Source organism: Streptomyces sp. NBC_00316 (assembly GCF_036158715.1).
Taxonomy (GTDB): domain Bacteria; phylum Actinomycetota; class Actinomycetes; order Streptomycetales; family Streptomycetaceae; genus Streptomyces.
Genome location: NZ_CP108023.1, coordinates 6,576,369 through 6,597,652, shown reverse-complemented (window position 1 = coordinate 6,597,652; position 21,284 = coordinate 6,576,369). Strand labels below are relative to the sequence as shown.

The 21,284-nt window shown below is 69.5% G+C and carries 18 protein-coding genes; 2 read left to right on the top strand and 16 right to left on the bottom strand.

What is annotated here, in order from left to right; genetic code table 11:
- Positions 1 to 76: 76 nt before the first annotated feature.
- The 3 genes from OG878_RS29335 to OG878_RS29325 form a co-directional block, all read right to left on the bottom strand.
- Positions 77 to 496, bottom strand: coding sequence for a hypothetical protein (locus OG878_RS29335; RefSeq protein ID WP_328889558.1), 420 nt, complete (start codon positions 494 to 496; stop codon positions 77 to 79).
- Between the two features lie 1,267 nt (positions 497 to 1,763).
- Positions 1,764 to 3,197, bottom strand: a complete 1,434-nt coding sequence (pyk, locus tag OG878_RS29330; protein WP_328889557.1) for a pyruvate kinase — start codon at positions 3,195 to 3,197, stop codon at positions 1,764 to 1,766.
- A 125-nt stretch (positions 3,198 to 3,322) separates the two neighbouring features.
- Positions 3,323 to 4,027, bottom strand: coding sequence for an SIMPL domain-containing protein (locus OG878_RS29325; RefSeq protein WP_328889556.1), 705 nt, complete (start codon positions 4,025 to 4,027; stop codon positions 3,323 to 3,325).
- Positions 4,028 to 4,162: 135 nt separating this feature from the next.
- Here OG878_RS29325 and OG878_RS29320 point away from each other — a divergent pair, with 135 nt between their 5' ends.
- On the top strand, positions 4,163 to 5,962 hold the full coding sequence (locus OG878_RS29320; RefSeq protein ID WP_328889555.1) for a bifunctional metallophosphatase/5'-nucleotidase: 1,800 nt from the start codon (positions 4,163 to 4,165) through the stop codon (positions 5,960 to 5,962).
- A 67-nt stretch (positions 5,963 to 6,029) separates the two neighbouring features.
- Here the strand turns inward: OG878_RS29320 and OG878_RS29315 are convergent, their stop codons facing one another.
- The 3 genes from OG878_RS29315 to pepN form a co-directional block, all read right to left on the bottom strand.
- Positions 6,030 to 7,451, bottom strand: a complete 1,422-nt coding sequence (locus tag OG878_RS29315) for a lysine N(6)-hydroxylase/L-ornithine N(5)-oxygenase family protein (protein ID WP_328889554.1) — start codon at positions 7,449 to 7,451, stop codon at positions 6,030 to 6,032.
- Complete coding sequence (locus OG878_RS29310) at positions 7,448 to 8,848, bottom strand: pyridoxal phosphate-dependent decarboxylase family protein (RefSeq protein WP_328889553.1); 1,401 nt, start codon at positions 8,846 to 8,848, stop codon at positions 7,448 to 7,450. The genes OG878_RS29315 and OG878_RS29310 overlap by 4 nt, the downstream gene beginning before the upstream one ends.
- 226 nt (positions 8,849 to 9,074) lie before the next feature.
- The gene (gene pepN / locus OG878_RS29305; protein ID WP_328889552.1) at positions 9,075 to 11,579 is read right to left on the bottom strand and encodes an aminopeptidase N; all 2,505 of its coding nucleotides are present in this window, start codon (positions 11,577 to 11,579) and stop codon (positions 9,075 to 9,077) included.
- A 144-nt stretch (positions 11,580 to 11,723) separates the two neighbouring features.
- Between pepN and OG878_RS29300 the strand changes: the two genes are divergently transcribed.
- Positions 11,724 to 12,251: a MarR family winged helix-turn-helix transcriptional regulator gene (locus OG878_RS29300; protein WP_277325628.1), complete on the top strand. Its 528-nt coding sequence runs from the start codon at positions 11,724 to 11,726 to the stop codon at positions 12,249 to 12,251.
- Between the two features lie 196 nt (positions 12,252 to 12,447).
- Here OG878_RS29300 and OG878_RS29295 read toward each other — a convergent pair whose 3' ends face one another.
- The 10 genes from OG878_RS29295 to OG878_RS29250 form a co-directional block, all read right to left on the bottom strand.
- Positions 12,448 to 13,521, bottom strand: coding sequence for an aromatic ring-hydroxylating dioxygenase subunit alpha (locus tag OG878_RS29295; RefSeq protein WP_328889551.1), 1,074 nt, complete (start codon positions 13,519 to 13,521; stop codon positions 12,448 to 12,450).
- Positions 13,522 to 13,528: 7 nt separating this feature from the next.
- The gene (locus OG878_RS29290) at positions 13,529 to 13,750 is read right to left on the bottom strand and encodes a recombinase-like helix-turn-helix domain-containing protein (protein WP_030919589.1); all 222 of its coding nucleotides are present in this window, start codon (positions 13,748 to 13,750) and stop codon (positions 13,529 to 13,531) included.
- Positions 13,751 to 13,772: 22 nt separating this feature from the next.
- The gene (locus OG878_RS29285; RefSeq protein WP_328889550.1) at positions 13,773 to 14,738 is read right to left on the bottom strand and encodes a PDR/VanB family oxidoreductase; all 966 of its coding nucleotides are present in this window, start codon (positions 14,736 to 14,738) and stop codon (positions 13,773 to 13,775) included.
- The gene (locus OG878_RS29280) at positions 14,735 to 16,396 is read right to left on the bottom strand and encodes a thiamine pyrophosphate-binding protein (RefSeq protein ID WP_328889549.1); all 1,662 of its coding nucleotides are present in this window, start codon (positions 16,394 to 16,396) and stop codon (positions 14,735 to 14,737) included. Before OG878_RS29280 ends, OG878_RS29285 begins: the two co-directional genes overlap by 4 nt.
- 45 nt (positions 16,397 to 16,441) lie before the next feature.
- A complete protein-coding gene (locus OG878_RS29275; RefSeq protein ID WP_328889548.1) occupies positions 16,442 to 17,227 on the bottom strand; it encodes an SDR family oxidoreductase in 786 nt (261 codons plus the stop codon).
- A 97-nt stretch (positions 17,228 to 17,324) separates the two neighbouring features.
- On the bottom strand, positions 17,325 to 18,101 hold the full coding sequence (locus tag OG878_RS29270; RefSeq protein WP_328889547.1) for an SDR family oxidoreductase: 777 nt from the start codon (positions 18,099 to 18,101) through the stop codon (positions 17,325 to 17,327).
- Positions 18,101 to 18,622: a cupin domain-containing protein gene (locus tag OG878_RS29265; protein WP_093771735.1), complete on the bottom strand. Its 522-nt coding sequence runs from the start codon at positions 18,620 to 18,622 to the stop codon at positions 18,101 to 18,103. The genes OG878_RS29270 and OG878_RS29265 overlap by 1 nt, the downstream gene beginning before the upstream one ends.
- Positions 18,623 to 18,660: 38 nt before the next feature.
- Positions 18,661 to 19,461: an alpha/beta fold hydrolase gene (locus OG878_RS29260; RefSeq protein WP_328889546.1), complete on the bottom strand. Its 801-nt coding sequence runs from the start codon at positions 19,459 to 19,461 to the stop codon at positions 18,661 to 18,663.
- On the bottom strand, positions 19,458 to 20,303 hold the full coding sequence (locus tag OG878_RS29255; RefSeq protein ID WP_328889545.1) for an aspartate dehydrogenase domain-containing protein: 846 nt from the start codon (positions 20,301 to 20,303) through the stop codon (positions 19,458 to 19,460). Before OG878_RS29255 ends, OG878_RS29260 begins: the two co-directional genes overlap by 4 nt.
- Entirely contained in the window at positions 20,300 to 21,262 is a 963-nt protein-coding gene (locus OG878_RS29250; protein WP_328889544.1) for a VOC family protein, read from the bottom strand. Before OG878_RS29250 ends, OG878_RS29255 begins: the two co-directional genes overlap by 4 nt.
- Between the last annotated feature and the right edge of the window lie 22 nt (positions 21,263 to 21,284).

The following is a 21,284-nucleotide window of genomic DNA, read 5'->3' as shown; positions in this document are numbered from 1 at the left end:
ATCCGCTGGAGGGGGTCAGGGGGCGACCACGGCGCTCGCGTGCCGTGCGCAAGGCGTGGCCGCGGGGACCGTCGTCTCAGGGCTTGAGCCGTTTCGGTCCGGTCGACCGGCTTGCTTTGCGCGCGGCCAGGAGGCCCGGGTCGGAACGCATGTGGGGTGGTACGACGATTTTCGGAGCGTTGAACAGGATGACGCTGATTTCGCACAGGAGGCAGAGAAGAACGATCACCGTCGTGATGGCGAACAGAACGGTGGTCGGGCCGGTCATCTCAACGTCCAGGAGGCCCATGAGGAGAAGGGTCGTGACGCCCCAGAGCGAGACGGCGGTGAGGCCGAGGGAACGTATCTCTCCTCGTTTGACCTCCTTGCCGAACGGCATGAAGGAGAGGGTCTGTATGAAGAAGTCGACCAGGTCGGCGTGGCGCCAGAGCTGGGTTGCCTTCCAGGTCATGTATGTGGACCCGGCCACGAAGAAGAGTCCGATGAAGTACGGCATTGCGTGATCTCTCCATGTGTTGCTCGGGCCCACCCGGCGCCCTGTTTCGGTCCGGCGGTCAGCTGAACGAGCCCTTCACGCTTTTCCAGCCGTTCGATATGACGTTGTTGAGGGTGCCTGTCGCCAGGATGCCGGTGACGCTCCGGCGCCGGTGGCTCTACCGATGACGGTTCCTACGCCGGGTGCGATGGCGGTGCAGATCGCCGCCCCGAGAGTGGCGCCTTCTTTTGTCGCGGCCATGACCGCGACGGTATCGACTGCGGTTTCTGTGGCTGTCAGGGGGATGTCACCGTCAGTGGACTGGTGGTTGGAACAGGCGGTCAAGTCGATGCCGCCCACCAGCAGCCCCTTGCCTGCGAACATCATGGCCCTGCTGGCTCTCGCTCGCGCGAGTCCAGGGTTGTTCCTCATGGCCTGCAGGATCTGGGCCGTTTGGCGGGTGGACCGCATCGCGGCCTGGGTCAGATGGTCTGCCTCGCTGCATCCTTCCTGGGTAGGCGCCTGAGGTCATGATCCCGTTGCCCGCGTTGCGGACGTAGTTCTGCACCTTGGCCTCGACCCCGCAGTTGTCCGAGAAGGGCACGTGCGGAAGCGGGTCAGGGCCCATGAGGAGCGGAGGCTGGGAAGGCGGGCCGTGGACGGGGCCGACGCATGTTCGTGGACCCTTTCGCGGCAGGCGTGGACGTCCGGCGGAGGGTCACGACCGAGCGCCTGCCCGCCCCGTGTCGGACTCGCGGTCCTCATCGAGGCACGAGACGGACTTGTGTCGTCGGAGTGTCACCCCGGGATGCCGGCGAGGCCGGACGGGTGGTCAACACGATGACTGACAGGCGTTGTTGAGGTCTTGGTGGTTGCCGGGCAGGGCGGCGGCCCACGAAGGCGATCGACAAGGCGTTAAAAGGGGCCTTGCGGCGCATGGTCCGCCTTTCGGCGACCCTTGCCGGCCGGGTCCCGGGCTCGTGATCGCCATACGGACGCACGTGAGGGCACTGCTTCGTCCGGCAGCGCCCGCGAGCCCGCACGGCCGTGCGGATGGGGGCGTTGACGGTTCGATGGCGCTCGCCGTGCAGATCACCTTGGATCTTGGCATCGAAGGCCGGGGGCGGGCCGAACTCGGGGCAGGCGTCCTCCCGGAGTGTCGGCCGAGGCACCGACGACCGATATGCGCCGACCTGGCACATGGGGCGGGTGAAGGAGCCATGGGAATGGACGACGGCGCCGCAGATGTGCGTGCCGGACGCCGTGACGCCCCCTGTGCCGGTCGGTGCTACTTGGGGCTGTCGTCCTCGCCGATGTGGTGCACGCGGACCAGGTTCGTCGAGCCCGGGACTCCGGGCGGGGAGCCGGCCGTGATGACCACGATGTCGCCCTTCTCGCAGCGGCCGATCCGCAGGAGCTCCTCATCGACCTGGGCGACCATCGCGTCTGTGGAGTCGACGTGCGGGCCGAGGAAGGTCTCGACGCCCCAGGTGAGGTTCAGCTGGGAGCGGGTGGCCGGGTCCGGGGTGAAGGCAAGGAGCGGGATGGGTGAGCGGTAGCGGGAGAGCCGCTTGACCGTGTCGCCGCTCTGGGTGAAGGCGACGAGGAATTTCGCGCCGAGGAAGTCGCCCATCTCGGCTGCTGCGCGGGCGACCGCGCCGCCCTGGGTGCGGGGCTTGTTGCGGTCGGTGAGCGGGGGCAGGCCCTTGGCGAGGATGTCTTCCTCGGCGGCTTCGACGATGCGGGACATCGTGCGGACCGTTTCGATGGGGTATTTGCCGACGCTGGTTTCGCCGGAGAGCATGACCGCGTCGGTGCCGTCGATGACGGCGTTGGCGACGTCGGATGCTTCGGCGCGGGTAGGCCGGGAATTGTCGATCATCGAGTCGAGCATCTGGGTGGCGACGATGACCGGTTTGGCGTTGCGCTTGGCGAGTTTGATGGCGCGCTTCTGGACGATGGGGACTTGTTCGAGGGGCATTTCGACGCCGAGGTCGCCGCGGGCGACCATGATGCCGTCGAATGCGGCGACGATGTCGTCGATGTTTTCGACGGCCTGGGGTTTTTCGACTTTGGCGATGACGGGGAGGCGGCGGCCTTCTTCGTCCATGATGCGGTGGACGTCGTCGATGTCGCGTCCGCTGCGTACGAAGGAGAGGGCGATGATGTCGGCGCCGGTGCGCAGGGCCCAGCGGAGGTCTTCGATGTCCTTGTCGGAGAGGGCGGGGACGGAGACGGCGACGCCGGGGAGGTTGAGGCCTTTGTTGTCGGAGACCATGCCTCCTTCGATGACGGTGGTGTGGACGCGGGGGCCGTCGATGTCGGTGACTTGGAGGGTGACGCGGCCGTCGTCGACGAGGATGCGTTCGCCGGGGGTGACGTCGGTGTTGAGGCCGTCGTAGGTGGTGCCGCAGGTGTTGCGGTCGCCTTCGATGGGTTCGGTGGTGATGGTGAAGGTGTCGCCGCGTTCAAGGAGTACGGGGCCTTCGCGGAAGCGGCCGAGGCGGATCTTCGGGCCTTGAAGGTCGGCGAGGATGCCGACGCTGTGGCCGGTTTCGTCGGAGGCTTTGCGTACGTGGCGGTAGCGCTGTTCGTGTTCGGCGTAGGTGCCGTGGCTGAGGTTGAAGCGGGCGATGTCCATTCCGGCTTCGACGAGTGCCTTGATCTGGTCGTATGTGTCGGTGGCTGGGCCCAGGGTGCAGACAATTTTTGCTCGGCGCATGGTTTGAGCCTAGACCTTACCTACGGGTAGCGATTTGGGTCTGCGTGTCGACTCAACAACCTTTGGGTGAAGGGTTATTGACAAGTGTTGAATTGTGCATGGGGGCGCTCTGATGAGCATTCTGTTCAGAGTTTTGGGGGTGCCATGGTGAAGCGGGCGTTCACCTGGGCGTGGACGGTCTGTCGTTGGGGTTCGAGGTCGAGGGCGGGGGGTGTTTCGGGTTCTGCTCCGCCGTATGCGGCGCGGGCGCGGAGGCTGCCGGGTGCGGTGGGCATGGGTGGGATGGGGGCGGTGTTCTCGGCGCCGAGGTCGGCGAGCTCGAGGAGGGCGGTGAGGTGGGTGCCGAGGGCTTCGGCGTATTCGCGGGCGCGCTGGACGGCTTCTCGTACGGCTTGACGGCGGGCTTCGCCGTGGGCGGGTGAGTCGGGGCGCAGGGCCCACCAGGGGCCGTTGATGCGGGTCATGTCGAGGTCGGCGATGCGGGTGGTGAGTTCGCCGAGTGCGGTGAAGTCGTTGAGGACGGCGGTGATGTGGACGCGGCCGTGGTAGGCGCGGATTTTTTCGTCGCGTCCGCGTGCGGTGAGTTCGGGGGTGATGGAGAGGGCGCCGGTTTCGAGTTTTTCGACGGCCTGTCCGTAGGTGCGTGCGAGTTCGAGGACGTCGGTGTTGCGTCGGGTGAGGTCTTCCAGGGTTGTGCGGCGGTCTTTGCCGCGGGTGGTGACGGTGATGGTGATGTGGGCGGTTTCGGGGTCGACGTCGAGGTGGGCTTCGCCGCGTACGGCGACGCGGGGGTGGTCAGGGGTGCCGTAGGGGGCTGGTGTGTGGGTCACGGGTCCACTGTCGCATCGGGGGTGTGACCGGCGTGGTCATCAGATAGAAACCTGCGGGGGGTGTTGCCGGGGGTGGCCGGTGGGTCATTATCTACGCGCGTTGTGTAGTACGAGATCTGATCTGTGGGAGTAGAGATGCCGCTGAACCGAAGGACGTTCCTGGGCACATCGGCTGCGGCCGGGGCCGGCGTGGCGATGGCTGGGGGTGCGGCTGTGCCTGCAGAGGCCCACGGCCGCGGGAACGGTCGTCCGCCGAAGCGGTACTCGTTCACGGTGATGGGGACGACCGATCTGCATGGGAATGTCTTCAACTGGGACTACTTCACGGACAAGGAGTTCGACGACAAGGCGCACAACGATGTGGGTCTGGCGAAGATCTCGACGCTTGTGGAGCAGGTCCGTGCGGAGAAGGGCCGGCACAACACCCTGATGATCGATGCGGGTGACACGATCCAGGGCACGCAGTTGTCGTACTACTACGCGAAGATCGATCCGATCACGGCGAAGCGTGGTCCGGTGCATCCGATGGCGCAGGCGATGAACGCGATCGGGTATGACGCGGCGGCGCTGGGCAACCATGAGTTCAACTACGGCATTCCGGTGCTGCGGAAGTTCGAGGAGCAGTGTGATTTTCCGCTGCTGGGTGCGAATGCGCTGGATGCGAAGACGCTGCAGCCGGCGTTCGCTCCGTACGTGATCAAGCGGATACGTACGCCGCACGGTCCGGATGTGAAGGTGGCGATTCTGGGTCTGACGAACCCGGGGATCGCGATCTGGGACAAGGTGAATGTCAGCGGGAAGATGGTGTTCCCGGGGCTGGAGGAGCAGGCGGCGAAGTTCGTGCCGCGGCTTCGGTCCATGGGTGCGGATGTCGTGATCGTGTCGGCGCACTCGGGGACGAGTGGGACGTCGTCGTACGGTGATCAGGTTCCGTATGTGGAGAATGCGGCGGCTCTGGTGGCGGAGCAGGTGCCGGGTATCGATGCGATTCTTGTCGGTCATGCCCATCTGGAGATCCCCGAGTACTTCGTGGAGAACAAGGAGACGGGCAAGCAGGTGGTGCTCTCCGAGCCGTTGAAGTGGGGGCAGCGGCTGACGCTGTTCGACTTCGATCTGGTGTGGGAGAAGGGCCGCTGGGTGGTGGAGCGTGCGGGTTCGCAGGTGTTGAACTCGAACACGGTGGCGGAGGACCCGAAGATCACGGGGTTGCTGGCGGACGAGCACAAGAAGGTTGTGGCGTACGTCAATCAGGTGATCGGTACGTCGACGGCCGCGATGACGACGGCGGAGGCGGCGTGGAAGGACGAGCCGATCATTGATCTGATCAATGTGGTTCAGGCGGAGACGGTGAAGGCCGCTCTGGCCGGTGGCGCGTATGCGTCGCTTCCGGTGCTGTCGCAGGCGTCGTGTTTCTCGCGTACGGCGCAGATCCCTGCCGGCGATGTGACGATCAAGGATGCGGCGGGGCTGTATCCGTTCGAGAACACGCTCGAGGCACGCCTGTTGACGGGTGCGCAGATCAAGGATTATCTGGAGTTCTCGGCGCGGTATTACGTGCAGACGGCGGCCGGCGCCCCGGTGGACACGGCGAAGCTGACGAATGCGGACAACACGCCAGACTACAACTATGACGCGGTGTCGGGTCTGACGTACGACATCGATATTGCGAAGCCGAACGGTTCGCGGATCGTGAATCTGTCGTTCGAGGGCAAGGCGATCGATCCGGCGGCTCAGTTCGTGCTGGCGGTGAACAACTATCGGGCGAGCGGTGGCGGTAACTTCCCGCATGTGCCGGCTGCGAAGCAGCTCTGGGCGAATTCGGAGGAGATCCGCAACACGATCATTGCGTGGGTGCAGGCGAAGGGTTCGGTGGATGGTTCGCAGTTCGCTTCGGTGGACTGGCGTCTGACGCGGGACGGCGTGCCGGTGTTCTAACGGTTCGTTCTTCGGGCGGCCGTCTCCCTTACGTGGGAGGCGGCCGCTTCTGTGTGTACGGGGGTGGTCAGTTGCCTTGCACGAGCGGGATGAGTCCGGGGTGCTGGTGGGGGATCTTGGGGGTGTTCTGGGGGGTGAGGCCGAAGGTGGTGAAGGCGGTGCGATGTGGGAGGGGGTAGGCGTCGGTGCGGGTGAGGTTGTTGAGGATGGTGGCGCTGCGCCAGGCGGCGAGTCCGAGGTCGGGGGCGCCGACGCCGTGGGTGTGCCGTTCGGCGTTCTGGACGTAGATGTTGCCGGTGACGGTGGGGTCGAGTTCGAGGCGGAACTGGTCGTCGATGCGGGGGCGGCCGCTGGTGTCACGGCGGATGTGGGGGTGGAGGCCGGTGAGGATGCGGTCGAGGGAGCGTTCGCGGTAGCCGGTGGCGAGGATGACCGCGTCGGTGGTGAGGCGGGTGCGGGTGCCTTGTTGGGTGTGTTCGAGGTGGAGTTCGACGCGGGCGTTGGCGAGTCGGCCTGCGGTGCGTACGTGGACGCCGGGGGTGAGGGTGGTGTCGGGCCAGCCGCCGTGGAGGGTGCGGCGGTAGAGCTCGTCGTGGATGGCGGCGATGGTGTCGGCGTCGATGCCTTTGTGGAGTTGCCATTGGTGGGGGACGAGTTCGTCGCGTACGTGTTCGGGGAGTGCGTGGAAGTAGCGGCTGTAGTCGGGGGTGAAGTGTTCGAGGCCGAGTTTGGAGTACTCCATGGGGGCGAAGGCGTGGGTGCGGGCGAGCCAGTGGAGTTTTTCGTGTCCGGCGGGGCGTGCGCGGAGGAGGTCGAGGAAGATCTCGGCGCCTGACTGGCCGGAGCCGATGACGGTGATGTGTTCGGCCTGGAGGAGTTGCTCGCGGTGGTGGAGGTAGTCGGCGGAGTGGATGACGGGGACGGAGTCGGCGTCGGCGAGGGGTTTGAGGGGGGCGGGGATGAAGGGTTCGGTGCCGATGCCGAGGGCGATGTGGCGGGTGTAGGTGCGGCCGAGGGCTTCGGCTTCGCCGTGGGTGTCGAGCTGGGTGAAGTCGACTTCGAAGAGGTTGCGTTCGGGGTTCCAGCGGATGGCGTCGACCTGGTGGCTGAAGTGGAGTCCGGGGAGTTGGTCGGTGACCCAGCGGCAGTAGGCGTCGTATTCGGCGCGTTGGATGTGGAAGCGCTCGGCGAAGTAGAAGGGGAAGAGGCGGTCGCGGCTGCGTAGGTAGTTGAGGAAGGTCCAGGGGCTTGCGGGGTCGGCGAGGGTGACGAGGTCTGCGAGGAAGGGGACTTGGAGGCTGGCGCCGTCGATGAGGAGGCCGGGGTGCCAGTGGAAGGCGGGGCGTTGTTCGTAGAAGGTCGCGGTGAGGGGGTGGGGGTTGGCGGGGATGCCGTGGGCGAGGGCGGCGAGGGAGAGGTTGAAGGGGCCGATGCCGATGCCGACGAGGTCGTGTGGCTGGTCGGGTGCGGGGGTGGGTCGGTCGGTCATCGGGGTGTGTTGCCTTTCTTGAGCTGGTGGGCGAGGTGGGTGACGTGGTCGAGGAGGGTTTGGAGGTCGTGGGGGGTGGTGTGTGGGTTCAGGAGGGTGGCTTTGAGCCAGAGGCGGTTGTGGGCGTGGGCGCGGCCGAGGACGGCTCGGCCGTGGGTGAGGAGGGTGCGGCGGATGGTGGCGACGGTGTGGTCGTCGGTGTCGGTGGGGCGGAAGAGGACGGTGGTGATGGTGGGGCGGGCGTAGAGGTCGAGGGTGGGGGTGTGGGTGATCAGGTCGGCGAGTTGGTGGGCGGTGGTGATGGTGCGGTCGATGAGGTCGGCGAGTCCGGTGCGGCCGAGGGCTTGGAGGGTGACGGCGATTTTGAGGGCGTCGGGCCGGCGGGTGGTGCGCAGTGAGCGGCCGAGGAGGTCGGGGAGGCCGGCTTCGGTGTCGTCGTGGGCGTTGAGGTAGGGGGCCTGGTGGGTGAGGGGGTGGAGGTGGTGGTGGTCGGGGACGGCGAGGATGCCGGCGGGTGCCGGCTGCCAGCCGAGTTTGTGCAGGTCGAGGGTGACGCTGTGGGCGCGGTCGAGGCCGTGGAGTTCGGTGCGGTGGGTGGGGCTGAAGAGGAGGGGGCCGCCGTAAGCGGCGTCGATATGGAGCTCGGCGCCGTGGGTGGTGCAGAGGTCGGCGATGTCGTTCAGGGGGTCGATCTGGCCGGTGTCGGTGGTGCCTGCGGTGGCGGTGACGAGGAGGGGGCGGTGGTGGTGTCGGGTGAGGGTTTCTTCGAGTGCGGTGAGGTCCATGACGCCGGTGGGGGCGGGGATGGTGAGGGGTTCGGGAAGTCCGAGGAGCCAGGTGGCGCGGTTGATGCTGTGGTGAGCGTTGGTGGCGCAGATGGTTTGTACGGGGCCGTGGCGTTCGCGGGCGAGGAGGAGGGCGAGTTGGTTGGCTTCGGTGCCGCCGGTGGTGATGAGGGCGTCGGGGGTGGGGTGGTGGGGGTAGATCTCGGCGGCGAGTGCGGCGGTGGTGTCGGCTTCGAGGGTTGAGGCGGCGGGTGCCTGGTCCCAGGAGTCCATGGAGGGGTTGAGGGCGGAGGCGGCGAGGTCGGCTGCGGTGGCCAGGGCGAGGGGTGGGGTGTGGAGGTGGGCTGCGCAGTGGGGGTGTGCGGGGTCTGCGGAGCCTTGGGCGAGCGCGGTGACGAGGGTGCGCAGGGCGTGGTGGGGACCGGTGCCGTGGTCGGGGATGACGGGGTGGGTGGCGGCGCGTATGCGGCGGGTGGTGGCGGAGGGTCCGCCGGCGGGGAGGGGGCCGTTTCGTTGGTGGGCTCCGTCGTGGAGTGCGGTGAGGACGGTGTCGAGGAGGGGGCGCAGCGCGTCGGGTCCGGTGGTGGATCCGGCGAGGGGTGGGGTCGGCATGGGTGGTGGGCCCTTCGGGTGCGCGCGGGTGGACATGCCAGCTTGTCCGGGTTTCTGGTGGCGCAGCCGGTGAGCGTGGTGATCTGAACTCGAAAGGGGGACGGGGGGTGGGCAGTGGGGGGTTGGTGGTGGTGCCGGTGGTATGGGTGTGCCCGGCGTCTCCCCTGTGGTGGTGGGGTGGCGCCGGGCACGGGTGGTGCGGTGTGTGGGGCGTGGGTGGGGTGGGTCAGTGGGCGTTGCGTACGGCGAGAGCGCGGCGCAGGTCGTCGATCTGGTCGGTGAGTTTGCGGTGGAGTGCGGGGGTGAGGGTGGGGTCGTCGAGGGCCTGTTCGCCGAGGTGGAGGTTGTCGGTGTCGATGGCGTACCGGGGGAAGGCGCTGTTGCCTGCGGCTTCGGCGATGGCGGGGCCGCGGCGGGCGGCGAGTGCGGTCGCTTCGGGGTAGTAGCGGGGGACGTATGTGTGGAGGAGGTCGGCCTGTTCGGGTTGCCAGAAGCCTTGGGCGGTGGCGGTGAAGAGGTAGTTGGAGAGGGTGTCGTCGTTGAACAGGGCGTGCCAGGCGGCGGCTTTGGCTTCCGGGGTGGGGAGGGCGGCGCGGCAGCGGGCGGCGCCTTCCTGTCCGGTGGCGCTGGGGTCGCGGGCGAGTTCGGCGGCGATGGCGGGTTCGTCGGCGGCGCCGAGGACGCAGAGGCGGGTGAGGATGCGCCAGCGGAGTTCGGGGTCGAGTTCGGGGCCGCCGGGGACGCTGCCGTCGGTGAGCCAGTCGAGGAGGGCGTCGGGGTGGGTGGCGGCGTCGATGAGGTGGCGTACGGCGGTGAGGCGCAGGCCGGGGTTGGTGCCGTCCTCGGTGCGGCGGATGAGGTCGCGGCAGAGGTCGGTGAGGGTGGCGAGGGCGGTGGGGCGCTGGTCGGGGGTGGTGTAGCGGCGGGTGATCTGGGTGTCGGCGAAGGCGAGGACGCCTTGGACGAGGGCGAGGTCGGTTTCGTGCGGGAGGTGGGTGCGGGCTGCCTGGAGGTAGGTGGTGGGGGGGAGTTCGCCGTCGCGGACCATGTCGCGGGCGGTGTTCCAGATGACGGCTCGGGTGAGGGCGTCGGGGATGCCGGAGAGGGTGTGGAGGGCGGTGTTCCAGGATTCGGGGTCGAGGCGGACCTTGGCGTAGGTGAGGTCGTTGTCGTTGGGGACGATGAGGACGGGGCGGCGTCCGGGGTGGATCTTGGCGGTGTTGCCGTGGGGGACGTCGAGTTCGAAGCGGTCGCGCAGGGTGAGGCGGTCGGGTCCCGGCTGGGTGTCGAGTGCGAGGTCGTAGGCGCCGACGGCGATGCGGTGGGGGCGGCTGCCGCTGCGGTCGATGGTGACGGACCAGGCGCCGTCGGATTCGCTGACCTGGGGGGTGAGGGTGTCGACTCCGGTGGTGCGGAGCCATTGTTCGGCCCAGGCGTGGACGTCGCGGTCGGTGGCGGAGGCGAGGTTGTCGATGAAGTCGGCGAGGGTGGCGTTGGCGAACCTGTGGCGGGCGAAGTGGGTGTTGATGCCGGTGAGGAAGTCCTTTTCGCCGAGCCAGGTGACGAGTTGCCGCAGCGCTGATGCGCCCTTGGCGTAGGAGATGCCGTCGAAGTTGAGCATCGCGGATGCGGTGTCGGGGACGGCGGCGGGGTCGGGGGCGACGGGGTGGGTGGAGGGGCGTTGGTCGGCGTCGTATCCCCAGCCCTTGCGGGCCACGCCGAAGTCGATCCAGGTGTCGGTGAAGCGGGTGGCTTCGGTGAGGGTCTGGTAGCCCATGTATTCGGCGAAGGACTCGTTGAGCCAGATGTCGTCCCACCAGGCGAGGGTGACGAGGTCGCCGAACCACATGTGGGCCATTTCGTGGGCGATGACCATGGCGCGGGTCTGGCGTTCGGTGTCGGTGACGGCGGAGCGGTAGATGAATTCGTCGCGGAAGGTGACGAGGCCGGGGTTCTCCATGGCGCCGGCGTTGAATTCGGGGACGAACGCCTGGTCGTAGGAGTCGAAGGGGTAGGGCTCGTCGAACTTCTCGTGGTAGCGGTCGAAGCAGGCGCGGGTGATGTCGAGGATTTCGTCGGCGTCTGCGTCGAGGTGGGGGGCGAGGGAGCGGCGGCAGTGGAGGCCGAAGGGCAGGCCGGCGTGCTCGGTGGTGAGGGAGTGCCAGGGGCCTGCGGCGACGGCGACGAGGTAGGTGGAGAGCAGGGGGGTGTCGGCGATGGTCCAGCGGCCGTCGGTGTGATGGGTGGCGATGCCGTTGCCGAGGACGGTCCAGCCTTCGGGGGCGGTGACGGTGAGGGCGAAGACGGATTTGAGGTCGGGTTGGTCGAATGCGGCGAAGACGCGTTGGACGTCTTCCATGAAGAGCTGCGTGTAGACGTAGGTTTCGTCGTCGGCGGGGTCGGTGAAGCGGTGCATGCCTTCGCCGGTGCGCGAGTAGTGCATGGCGGCGTCGATGCGCAGTTCGTGGGGGCCTGCGGTGAGTGCGGTGAGCGGGAACCGGTTCTCGGTGAGGTCGGCCGGGTCGAGGGGGTGTCCGTCGAGGCTGATGGAGCGCAGGGTGGCGGGCTTGAGCTCGACGAAGGTGTTCCCGGCGGCGCGTGCGGTGAACTGGATGACGGTGCGGGAGTCGAAGGTGTCCTCGCCGGTGGTCAGGTCGAGGTCGATGGTGTACCGCTGTACGTCGAGGAACTGGGCTCGGGTCTGCGCTTCGTTGCGCGTCAGTACGGACATGGATCCATGCTGCCGTATGGGGTGAGGGGTGCGCAGGTGGAGTTCTCGCAGGGCTGAGCGCATGCGGGTGGGTGGCCGCGGGCCGTGTGGCCTTTGAGGGCTAAGATTCTTGCCCATTGTGTTCCTGCACGGAGGGTGCCCGGGATGGCGAAGAAGACGGCTTCCGCGACGCGGCAGGATGCGGTGGCGTCGATCGTCGAGGACTGGCGGCGGGAGCGGCCGGATCTGGACACGGCGCCGTTGGAGGTGTTCGGCCGGCTGCATCGGGCGTTCCTGCGGTACAGCGCGGCGATCTCCCGTCCGGTGGAGCGCAAGGGTCTGTCGATGGCGGGGTTCGATGTGCTGACCGCGTTGCGCAGGGCGGGTGCGCCGTTTCGTCGTACGGCGGGTGAGCTGGCCGATTCGGGGCTGATCAGTTCGGCGGGGGTGACGCTGCGGATCGACCGGTTGGAGAAGGACGGGCTGATTCTTCGCGAGCGGGACCCGGAGGACCGTCGGGTGGTGCATTCGCGGCTGACGCAGGAGGGGCTGTCGACGATCGACGAGCTGTTCTCGGAGCACCTGGAGAACGAGCGGCGGATGCTGGCGGGGCTCACTCCTGCGGAGTGCCGGGAGTTGGCGCGGTTGTTGGGGAAGTTGGAGCGGTCCGTGCTGGCGGCGGAGGAGGAGTGACCGACGGCGTGCGGTGGCCGTCCTTGTTCTCGGTCGCCGGACGGGCTTGACGGCGCTGCCGGTCCGTGTGCGGTCGTCGATCGCCGGGCGGGCTGATGCGCCGCACGGGCCGGACCGTGCGTGAACCCCGGCCGCCGGGCGGGCTTGTTCTCGAGCCTGCCCGGCGGCCGGGGACGTCGTGGTGTGCGAGGCGGGCTCAGCCGGTGGCGCCGGCCCGGGCCTGGGTCTCTGCTTCCGTGCGGTACATGCGGCGGACTCGCACGACGCCCAGGTCGTGCTGGTACAGGTTCTCCGCCTGGTCGGCGTCGCTGCGGAGTTCTTCGAGCATGATCCGGTCCTGTTCGAGGACGTCCCAGTGGCGGTCCTCCAGCACGGTCTTGTAGAGGAAGCGCCAGGTGTCGCGCTGCCAGTCCGTGACGCGGCGGTAGCGCCAGAAGAAGACGGCGCAGCGCTCCTCGTCGATCGGGGTGGCCATGCCGACGATGCCGAACGGGCCGCCGGGGCCGGCGGTGGGCGGGTACGGGATGGTCAGGTCGACCCAGTCGATGCCGGTGCGGCAGAGTTCGACCCAGTCGAAGTTCACGCCGCTCTGGTCGGTCTTCTCGAAGAAGAAGCCGCGTTCGGTCTCGCGGATCCGGAAGCGGGCGGTGGTCTGCCCTTCGGACATGCTGTGCGAGTCGCGGTGCAGGAACGACCCGTGCATGGGGTCGAGGAGGTTCTCGACGGCGTAACGCCAGTTGACGTTCCACTCCGCGTAGCAGAGGAAGGCCGAGACATCGGGGTCGGTGAGCTGTTCCGGCAGGACGAGGGGGGCCGGTTCGGGGTGTTCGTCGTCCCCGAAGTAGGCGAGGATCGCGCCGCCGGTCTCGATGACGTGGGGTGCGGCGACGAGCTGTTTGCCTTCGAGGTTGCAGCCGGGCAGGCCGGGTACGGCGGCGACGGTGCCGGTGCCGTCGACCTGGACGCCGTGGTACCAGCAGGCGATCCGGTCGCCGAGGTGTTTGCCGAGGGAGAGCCGGGCGCCGCGGTGGGGGCAGCGGTCCTCGAGCATGTGGAGGGTGCCGTCGGCGCGGCGGAACAGGAGCCATTCCTCGCCGAGGAGGGTGAGGCGCTTCATGCCGCCGGCGGGGACGGAGTCGGAGGGGCAGACGGCGTACCACTGATTGCGTATGCCGGTGGTGAAGAGGCGGTCGGCGGTGCGGTTGCCGGGGCGCGCGACTTCGGAGGGCCGGGTGGTCTCGCCGGTGTGTGTTGCGGTGTCGGTGGTCATGGTCGTTTCACGCTCCCAGTCGTCGCATCTCGGTGCGGAAGGTGTCCTCGGTCCACGGGTTGCCGTCGGGGGCGGGCAGGTCGCGGGCGTTGAGTCCGGCGACGAGGCCGGGCAGGTCGTGGGCGCCGGTGCCGAAGACGTCCTCGATCACCGCGGCGAGTTTCTTCTCGTACGGGGTGGGGTCGGCGGTGCGTGCCTGGTGGGGGTTGAGGTACTGCGGGGTGGTCATGTCGGCTCCCTTCGGGGGTGGTTCAGAGGTCGAGGACGAGGCGCGGGGTGCAGGCGCGGGAGACGCAGAGCATCATCGAGGCGCCGGCGGCCTTCTCGGTGTCGGAGAGCAGGAAGTCCCGGTGGTCGGGGGTGCCTTCGAGGACCTTGGTCTCGCAGGTGCCGCAGATGCCGTCGCGGCAGGAGGAGGGCACGGAGATTCCTGCGCCTTCGAGTGCGTCCAGGACCGAGGTGTCGGGGCCGACCTGGACGGTGGTTCCGGTGCGGGAGCAGACGACGTCGAAGCCGGTGTCCTCTCCGTCGCGGGGGGCTGCCGTCGGGGCGGCGAAGCGTTCCGTGCGGGCGGTGGGGCAGCGTTCCTCGACGGCGGCGAGGAGGGGTTCCGGTCCGCAGCAGTAGACCTGGGTGTCTGCGGGGAGGTCGCCGAGGAGGGTGTCGAGGTCGATGTGGCCCTGCTCGTCCTGGGGGACGAACTCGACCGATCCGCCGGGGAGTTCGGCGAGTGCGGCGAGTTCGGCTCCGAAGGCCATGGAGGTGCGGGTGCGGCCGCCGTGGACGAGGCGCCATGGGATGGCGCGGCGGGCCGCTTCGCGGGCCATGGCGAGGATCGGGGTGATGCCGATGCCGCCTGCGATGAAGAGGAAGCTGCCGGCGTTGCCTTCGGCGTCGAGTTCGAAGTGGTTGCGGGGGCCTTGGACGCGGAGGGTCTGGCCGGGCCGCAGCTGGGTGTGGATGTGGGCGGAGCCGCCGCGGGATGCGGGTTCCTTGAGGATGCCGATGCGCCAGCGGGTGGGGTCGGCGGGGTCGGAGCACAGGGAGTACTGGCGGATGTGGCCGCCGGTGTGTACGTCGATGTGTGCGCCGGGGGCCCAGGCGGGGAGGGGGGTGCCGTCCGGGTGGGTGAGTTCGATGCCGAGGACGCCGTCGGCTTCCCAGGTCATGCGGTGGACGAGCAGGTCGAGCTGGGGTTCTTGTCCGTTGGTGGTCATCGCGGGTCGCCTCCTTGTCCGGTGGCGGTCGAGGGGAGCTTGACGGGCGGGGTGAACGGCGTGTTCATCGGGCCGAGTGCGGCGAGGTCGATCTCGACGAGGGTGGGACCGTCGGAGGCGGTGGCTTCCTTGATGACGGGGCCCGCGTCCGCTTCGGTGGCGATCCGGGCGTACGGCAGTCCGACGGCGGCGGCGAGCGCGGCGAAGTCGGGGGTGGTGAGGTCGACTCCGGAGCGGCGGGGGAAGTGGGTGTCCTGCATGTTGCGCAGGACGCCGTAGCCTCCGTCGTTGAAGACGAGGAGGGTGAGCCGGGGCCGCTCCTGGGCGAGGGTGAGGAGTTCGCCGAGGTGGACGGCGAGGCCGCCGTCGCCTGCGATGACGACGGTGGGGGTGTCGGGACGGCCGAGTGCGGCGCCGATGCCCATGGCGAGGCCTTGGCCGATGCCTCCGCCGCGGGGGAAGACGTTGGTCGCCGGGTCGGTGATCTCCAGCAGCCGGTTTCCCCAGGTGGAGGAGGGGATGGTGACGTCACGGGCGATGACGGATGCGGGCGGGCAGGCGTCGCGGATCGCGTCGTTGACTGCGGCCTGCGGGCCGATCGCGTGGCGTTGTGCGCTGCGGGCGTCGTTACGGGCCTTGCGTACGCGGGCCGGCCAGTCCGTCTCCGTACCGCTGCCGCTGATGCGTTCAAGGAGGGCCGTGAGGACGGCGGCCGCGTCGCCGTGCAGGGCGCAGGTGGCCGGGTAGACGCGGCCGGGGGCGGCCGGGTCGAGGTCCAGCTGGATGTGTACGGCGGGCAGTTCGAGGCTGTAGTCGGCGGTCTCGTTGGAGCGGAAGTGGGTGCCGATGGAGAGCAGCACGTCTGCTTCGGCGAGGAGGGCGCGTCCGGCGGGGGCGGTGGCGTAGTTGCCGAGGACACGTTCGTCGGACTCGGGGACGGAGCCGCGGCCGGAGTTGGAGGTGACGAGTCCGGCGTTCAGCGCGTCGAGGAGTGCGGCCAGTTCCGGTCGGGCGCTGTTGGCTCCGCCGCCGGCCCAGACGAGGGGGCGCTGTGCGGAGGCGAGGAGGGCTGCGGCCTCGTCGAGGAGTGCCGGGTCGGGCAGGGCCGGGGGTGCGCCGGCGGGTACGGGGGTGCCGGTCAGCTGCTGGGGGGCGAACTGCAGGTCGATGGGCCATTCGACGCTGACGGGTCCGTGCGGGGCGGTGAGGGCGCGGGCGGCGGCGTCGCGGAGGATGTCGCCCGCGCCGGCGGCGTCGGTCACGGTGACGGCGTGGGTGGAGACCGCGCGGAGCATGCCGAGCTGGTCCTTGGTCTCGTGGATGAAGCCGCGTCCGGAGCCGAGGTACTCGCTGTCGATCTGCCCGGTGATGTGCAGGACGGGGGTACCGGAGCTGAGGGACTCGATGAGGGAGCCTGCCGCGTTGCCCGCTCCGGTGCCGGTGCTGGTGAGGGCGCAGCCGAGGCGTCCGGTGGCGCGGGCGTAGCCGTCGGCCGCGTTGACCGCGGCGGCTTCGTGGCGCACGGGGACGAAGCGCAGGTCGCGGTCCACGGCTTCGACGAGCGGCAGGTTGTGCACGCTGACGATGCCGAACACCGTGTCGACGCCGAGTCCGCGCAGCGTCTCGACGAGCAGGTCGCCGCCGTTGGGTTGGGTCATGTCGTTGCGCTCCTGAGGTACGTGAACGGGGGTGGGGGGTGGGTGTTATGCGACGGATCGGTTGACGCCGCCGCAGACGTCGACGGTGGTGCCGGTGATGTACGACGCCCGGGGTGAGAGGAGGGTGGTGACGGCGTACGCGACTTCGTCGGCGTTGCCGAGGCGGCCGAGTGCGATGCCCCGGTCGGCGGCGAGTTCGGCCTGCCAGGCGGTGTAGTCGAGGGGGCTGCCGGATGCTGCGTAGCGGCGTTCCCACTGTCCGGTGTCGACGAGGCCGAGGCAGACGGAGTTGACGCGGATTCCGTCGGGGGCGAGTTCCTTCGACAGGGAGGTCGAGAGGTTGAGGATGCCGGCGCGGGCGGCGCTGGTGGTCATGAGCCGGGTCTCGGGCTGTTTGGCGAGTACGGCGTTGATGTTGACGACGGAGGCGTTGCCGGACGCGCGCAGGTGGGGCAGGGCGGCGTGGAGGGGGTTGAGGACGCCGAAGAATTTGAGTTCGAGTTCGTCGCGCCAGTCGTCGGCGGTGGTCTCGGCGAAGGGCTTCATCCGGGAGGCGCCTGCGTTGTTGACGAGTCCGTCGAGGCCGCCGAGGCGGTCGGAGGCTTCCTCGGTGAAGGCTCTGACCGCTGCTTCGTCGCGTACGTCGCAGGGCGCGTAGTGGAGCCTGTCGGGTCCGGCGAGTCCGTGGAGCGCGGTGGCGAGGGCGTCGGCGCGGCGGCCGCAGGTGGCGACGCGGGCGCCTTCGGCGAGCAGCATGCGGACCGTGGCGAGGCCGACGCCGGAGCTGCCGCCGGTGACGAGGATGCTGCGGTCGGCGAGGCCGAGGTCCATCTCGTACTCCTTGGTGTGAGGGGGGTGCCCGGGGGCGGTGCCGCACCGGTCCCGGTCGCGGGTGATCGGGGTCCGGTGCGGCGGGGTGCCCGCGGGGTCAGTGCATGGTGAAGCCGCCGTTGACGGCGAAGGTCTGGCCGGTGATGTAGCCGGACTCGTCGCCGACGAGGAAGGCGATCAGGCCGACCAGGTCCGCCGGTTGCTGGGGCCGGGAGATCGCCCGGTTCAGCCGGTACAGCTCGTGACGTTCGGCGGGGATGTCGACGGAGGACTCCCCCTCGGTCAGTCCGGGGGCGACCGCGTTGACGGTGATGCCGAGGTCTCCGGTCTCGCGGGCCATGGCCCTGGTCAGGGAGATGACGGCGCCCTTGGAGGCGATGTAGTGGGCGAGGCGGGGTGACCCGTACAGTGCCGCGTCCGAGGCGAGGTTGACGATCCGGCCGCCGCCGCCCGTCTTCATGAGCGGGAGGAGGGCGCGGGCGACGAGCCAGGGACCGCGGGCGTTGACCGTCATGATGCGGTCCCACGTCTCCACGTCGATCTCGTGGAACGCCTTGCCGCCGACCGCGTTGGCCAGACCGGCGTTGTTGACCAGGCCGTGGAGCCTGGTGCCGTCGCCGGCGAGGGTGGTGGCGAGTGCGGTGACGGAGTCCGGGTCGGCGACGTCGAGCGGGTGGAAGTCGGCGGTGATGCCGTCGGCGCGCAGGTCGTCGGCGGCCTGTCTGCCGGTCCGTTCGTCGAGTTCGGCGATGACGACGCGGTAGCCGTCACGGCCGATCCGGCGGGCCGCGGCCAGTCCAAGGCCGCGGCCGGCGCCGGTGACGACGACCGTGCGGGAGCCGTCCGCCGTACGGGGGGTGTCGTCGGTGGCCATCAGTCGCGGGTGATGCCGTGCATCGGGGAGTGCTCGGGGTACGTCGGGACCTGCGGCTTCTGGGTGCCGATGATGACGCAGAACAGGGCGTCGGTGTCGCCCTCGTTCTTCAGCGAGCGGGCCACTCCGGCGGGCACGACGATCATGTCGCGGTAGCCGAGGGTGCGGTACTCGGCCTCGTCGGCGCCGCGGTGGATGCCGACCCTGACCTGGCCCTCCAGGACGAAGAAGGCTTCTTCGACGTCGTGGTGGGTGTGCTCGGGGCCCTCGGCGCCGGGCGGCAGCAGCATGTTGGAGAAGGTGAAGCCGCCGGACGGGATGATGCGGTTGTCGTTCTCGTGGTTGCCGGTGGCGCCGGAGCCGACGTAGCGGATCTGTGCGCGCTTGTACTGGTCGCCGGCCTTCGCCTGGAAGGAGAGGGTGTTCCAGTCGGGCTCGCGGGAGTCCTTCGTGGCGATGAGGGAGTCGGTGTACTTCGCGAGGTCGCCGTCGGTCTCGTAGGGGGTGTTGTCGATGGGCACGGTTTGCTCCTCGGTTCGGTGCGGTGGTGGCTGTGTCGTCACGCGGGGATGCGGGCGACGACGTGGAGGTGGGCGCGGACCCAGGCGTTGAAGGCCTCGGGCCGTTCCTGGTTGGAGAGGTGTCCGGCGCCGGAAAGGGTCACGTACACGGACTTGGTGAGGCCGCCCGCGATGGCTTGGGACTCCTTCGGTCCGGTGACGGTGTCCTGCTCGCCGCAGAGGACGAGGGCCGGTGCGGTGATGGCGGGCAGGTCGTCGGTGAGGTCGGTCCCGGCCATCGACTCGGCGGCGTACCCGTATCCGGGGGTTCGGATCGAGGCGGCCATGGTCGCCACGACGCGTTCGACGAGTTCGGCGGGGGCGTCGGCGGAGACCAGGCGCGGGCCGCGGACCGCGGCGAAGGCGTCGGGTCCTTCGGCGGCGAGCCGCTGCGGACGGGCGCGCATGGCGGCCGCCTTGTCCGGGTCGGTGCCGGAGCCGCGGCTGGAGTCGGCGACGATCAGGGACGCGACGAGGCCGGGGTGGCGGGCGGCGAGGCGCAGGGCGATGACGCCGCCCCAGGAGACGCCGAGGACGTGGGCGCGGCCGCCGCGGTCGCGGATCAGTGCGGCCGCGGCGTCGGCGTAGCCGTCGAGGCCGGGGGCCCGGTCGGGGTCGGCGGAGGCCGCGTATCCGGGGGCGTCCCAGGCGACGACCCGTACCTGGTCGGAGAGTCCGGCGAGCTGCGGGGCGAAGGCGGCGGACGAGGAGCCGATGCCGTGCAGGCAGAGCAGCAGTGGTGCGTCGGGGTTCCCGGCCTCCTGGGTGTGGACGCCGCCGGCGGTGAGGGTGGCGGTCACAGGATCAGTCCTGCCCGGCCGACGACGGCGCCCAGGCTGCGCAGCACGGCGTGCGGCACGACCTGGCTGGTGGCCGGGTTGGTGGCGTCGGGCCGGTGGGCGACCTCGAAGCGGTACGTGCCGTGCGGGCCGACTGCTTCGATGATGTGCCGGGTGAGGGTGGCGGCCGGGTCGGCGACGACGACGACCTCGACGAGGTCCGGGTCGCCGGTCGCCAGGGCGACGGATGCGGCGACGTTGGTGGACTTGGGGAACTTCACCGGGACGTCGCGGGCGGTGCCGCGCATCACCTCGACGGGTCCGGTGGCGGTCCGCAGCCGTTCGGTGAGTTCGGCGTCCATCCACGGCTGGTGGAGGGTGGCGGGCAGCTTCGTGGTGGTCAGGCGTACGGAGGTGAGGGCGCCCAGTCCCCGTACGGCCTGGAGGAGGTCGAGTCCGCCGACGGCGCCGCCGGTGAAGTAGACGCGTCCCGGGCCTGCCGCGCGCAGCCGGTCGACGAGTTCGGGGTCGACGAGGGCTCCGGTGGAGGCGATCAGCAGGTCGGTCCCGCTGTCGAGAACACGCTCGGCCCACTCCCGCACCACGGCCTGGCCGGCGGCTTCGACGATGAGGTCGCAGACGGCGAGGGCGTCCTCGAAGGACAGCTGGGGTGCGGGGGCATCGACGAGGGGCCGGTTGTCGATGATGCAGGTCAGCTCGGCGCCGGGGATGTGGCCTTCGGTGAGGGCGGTGCCGACGACGCGGCCGATGGCGCCCCAGCCGACGAGTCCGATGCGGCGCACGGGACGCGTGGGGGGCGTGGTGCGGTCGACGGAGGTGGGTCGGTCGGTGGTGGTGGTCATGCGGACACCTCGTCGGTTGCTGGGGCCAGGGGCCCGGCGTCGGGTTCGCCTGCCATGTGGCAGCGGATCTTCTGGGACGGCGGACCTGCGGTCCCCCACAGGTCGGAGAGGTCGGGGGTGCGCCGCCAGACCTTGGCGATCCAGGTGTCCTCGACGATCTGCGCGACCTCGGAGGTGTACTCGCAGACGAGTCCGGCGGGGTCGGTGAAGTACGAGAAGGTGTTGTTGCCGGGGCCGTGCCGGCCGGGGCCCCACTGCGGGTTGATGCCGTGGTGGCGGAGCCGGCCGAGGCCGCGCATGAAGTGGTCCACCGAGGTCATCTCGTACGCGACGTGGTTCAGCGACGTCCATGCGGCCTGGTTGAAGGCGATGCAGTGGTGGTCCGCGTTGCAGCGCAGGAACGCCATCTGGTGCTCGGACCAGTCGGAGACGCGCAGTCCGAGGACCGAGGTGTAGAAGGCGACGGCGGCGTCGATGTCGGTGGTGTTGAGGACGGTGTGGGTGACGCCGACGGGGACGGCGGCGTCCCGGCCGCGCGGGGTGACGGCGTGCGTCTGGGCGCTGAGCTCGATCAGCCGGCCCTCGGGGTCGGTGAAGCGGAGGCCGTAGCCGCCGCCGACCTGGTCCTGCGGGCCGGGTCCGGCGACGGGGACGATGCCCCTGGCGAGGAGGCGGCGGGCGGCCTCGTCGATCTCCGCGGGGGTGGCGACGGCGAAGGTGATGCGGCCGAGGCCGTTGCGTTCGCCGCGGGTGAGGGCGAGGACGTGGTGCTCTTCGCCGGTGCCGCGCAGCCAGGCGGCGTCGCGGTCCCGCTCGACGGGTTCCAGGCCCCAGACCTCGGTGTAGAAGTCGGTGGACTCGGTGAAGGCGGGGGTGTGCAGCTCGACGGAGCGCAGGGCGCGCAGCCGGGCGACGGGTTCGTGCGGCGGGCGGCGGGTGTGCAGGTTCTCGTGGGGCATGGGGTTCTCCGGCTTCTTCTCG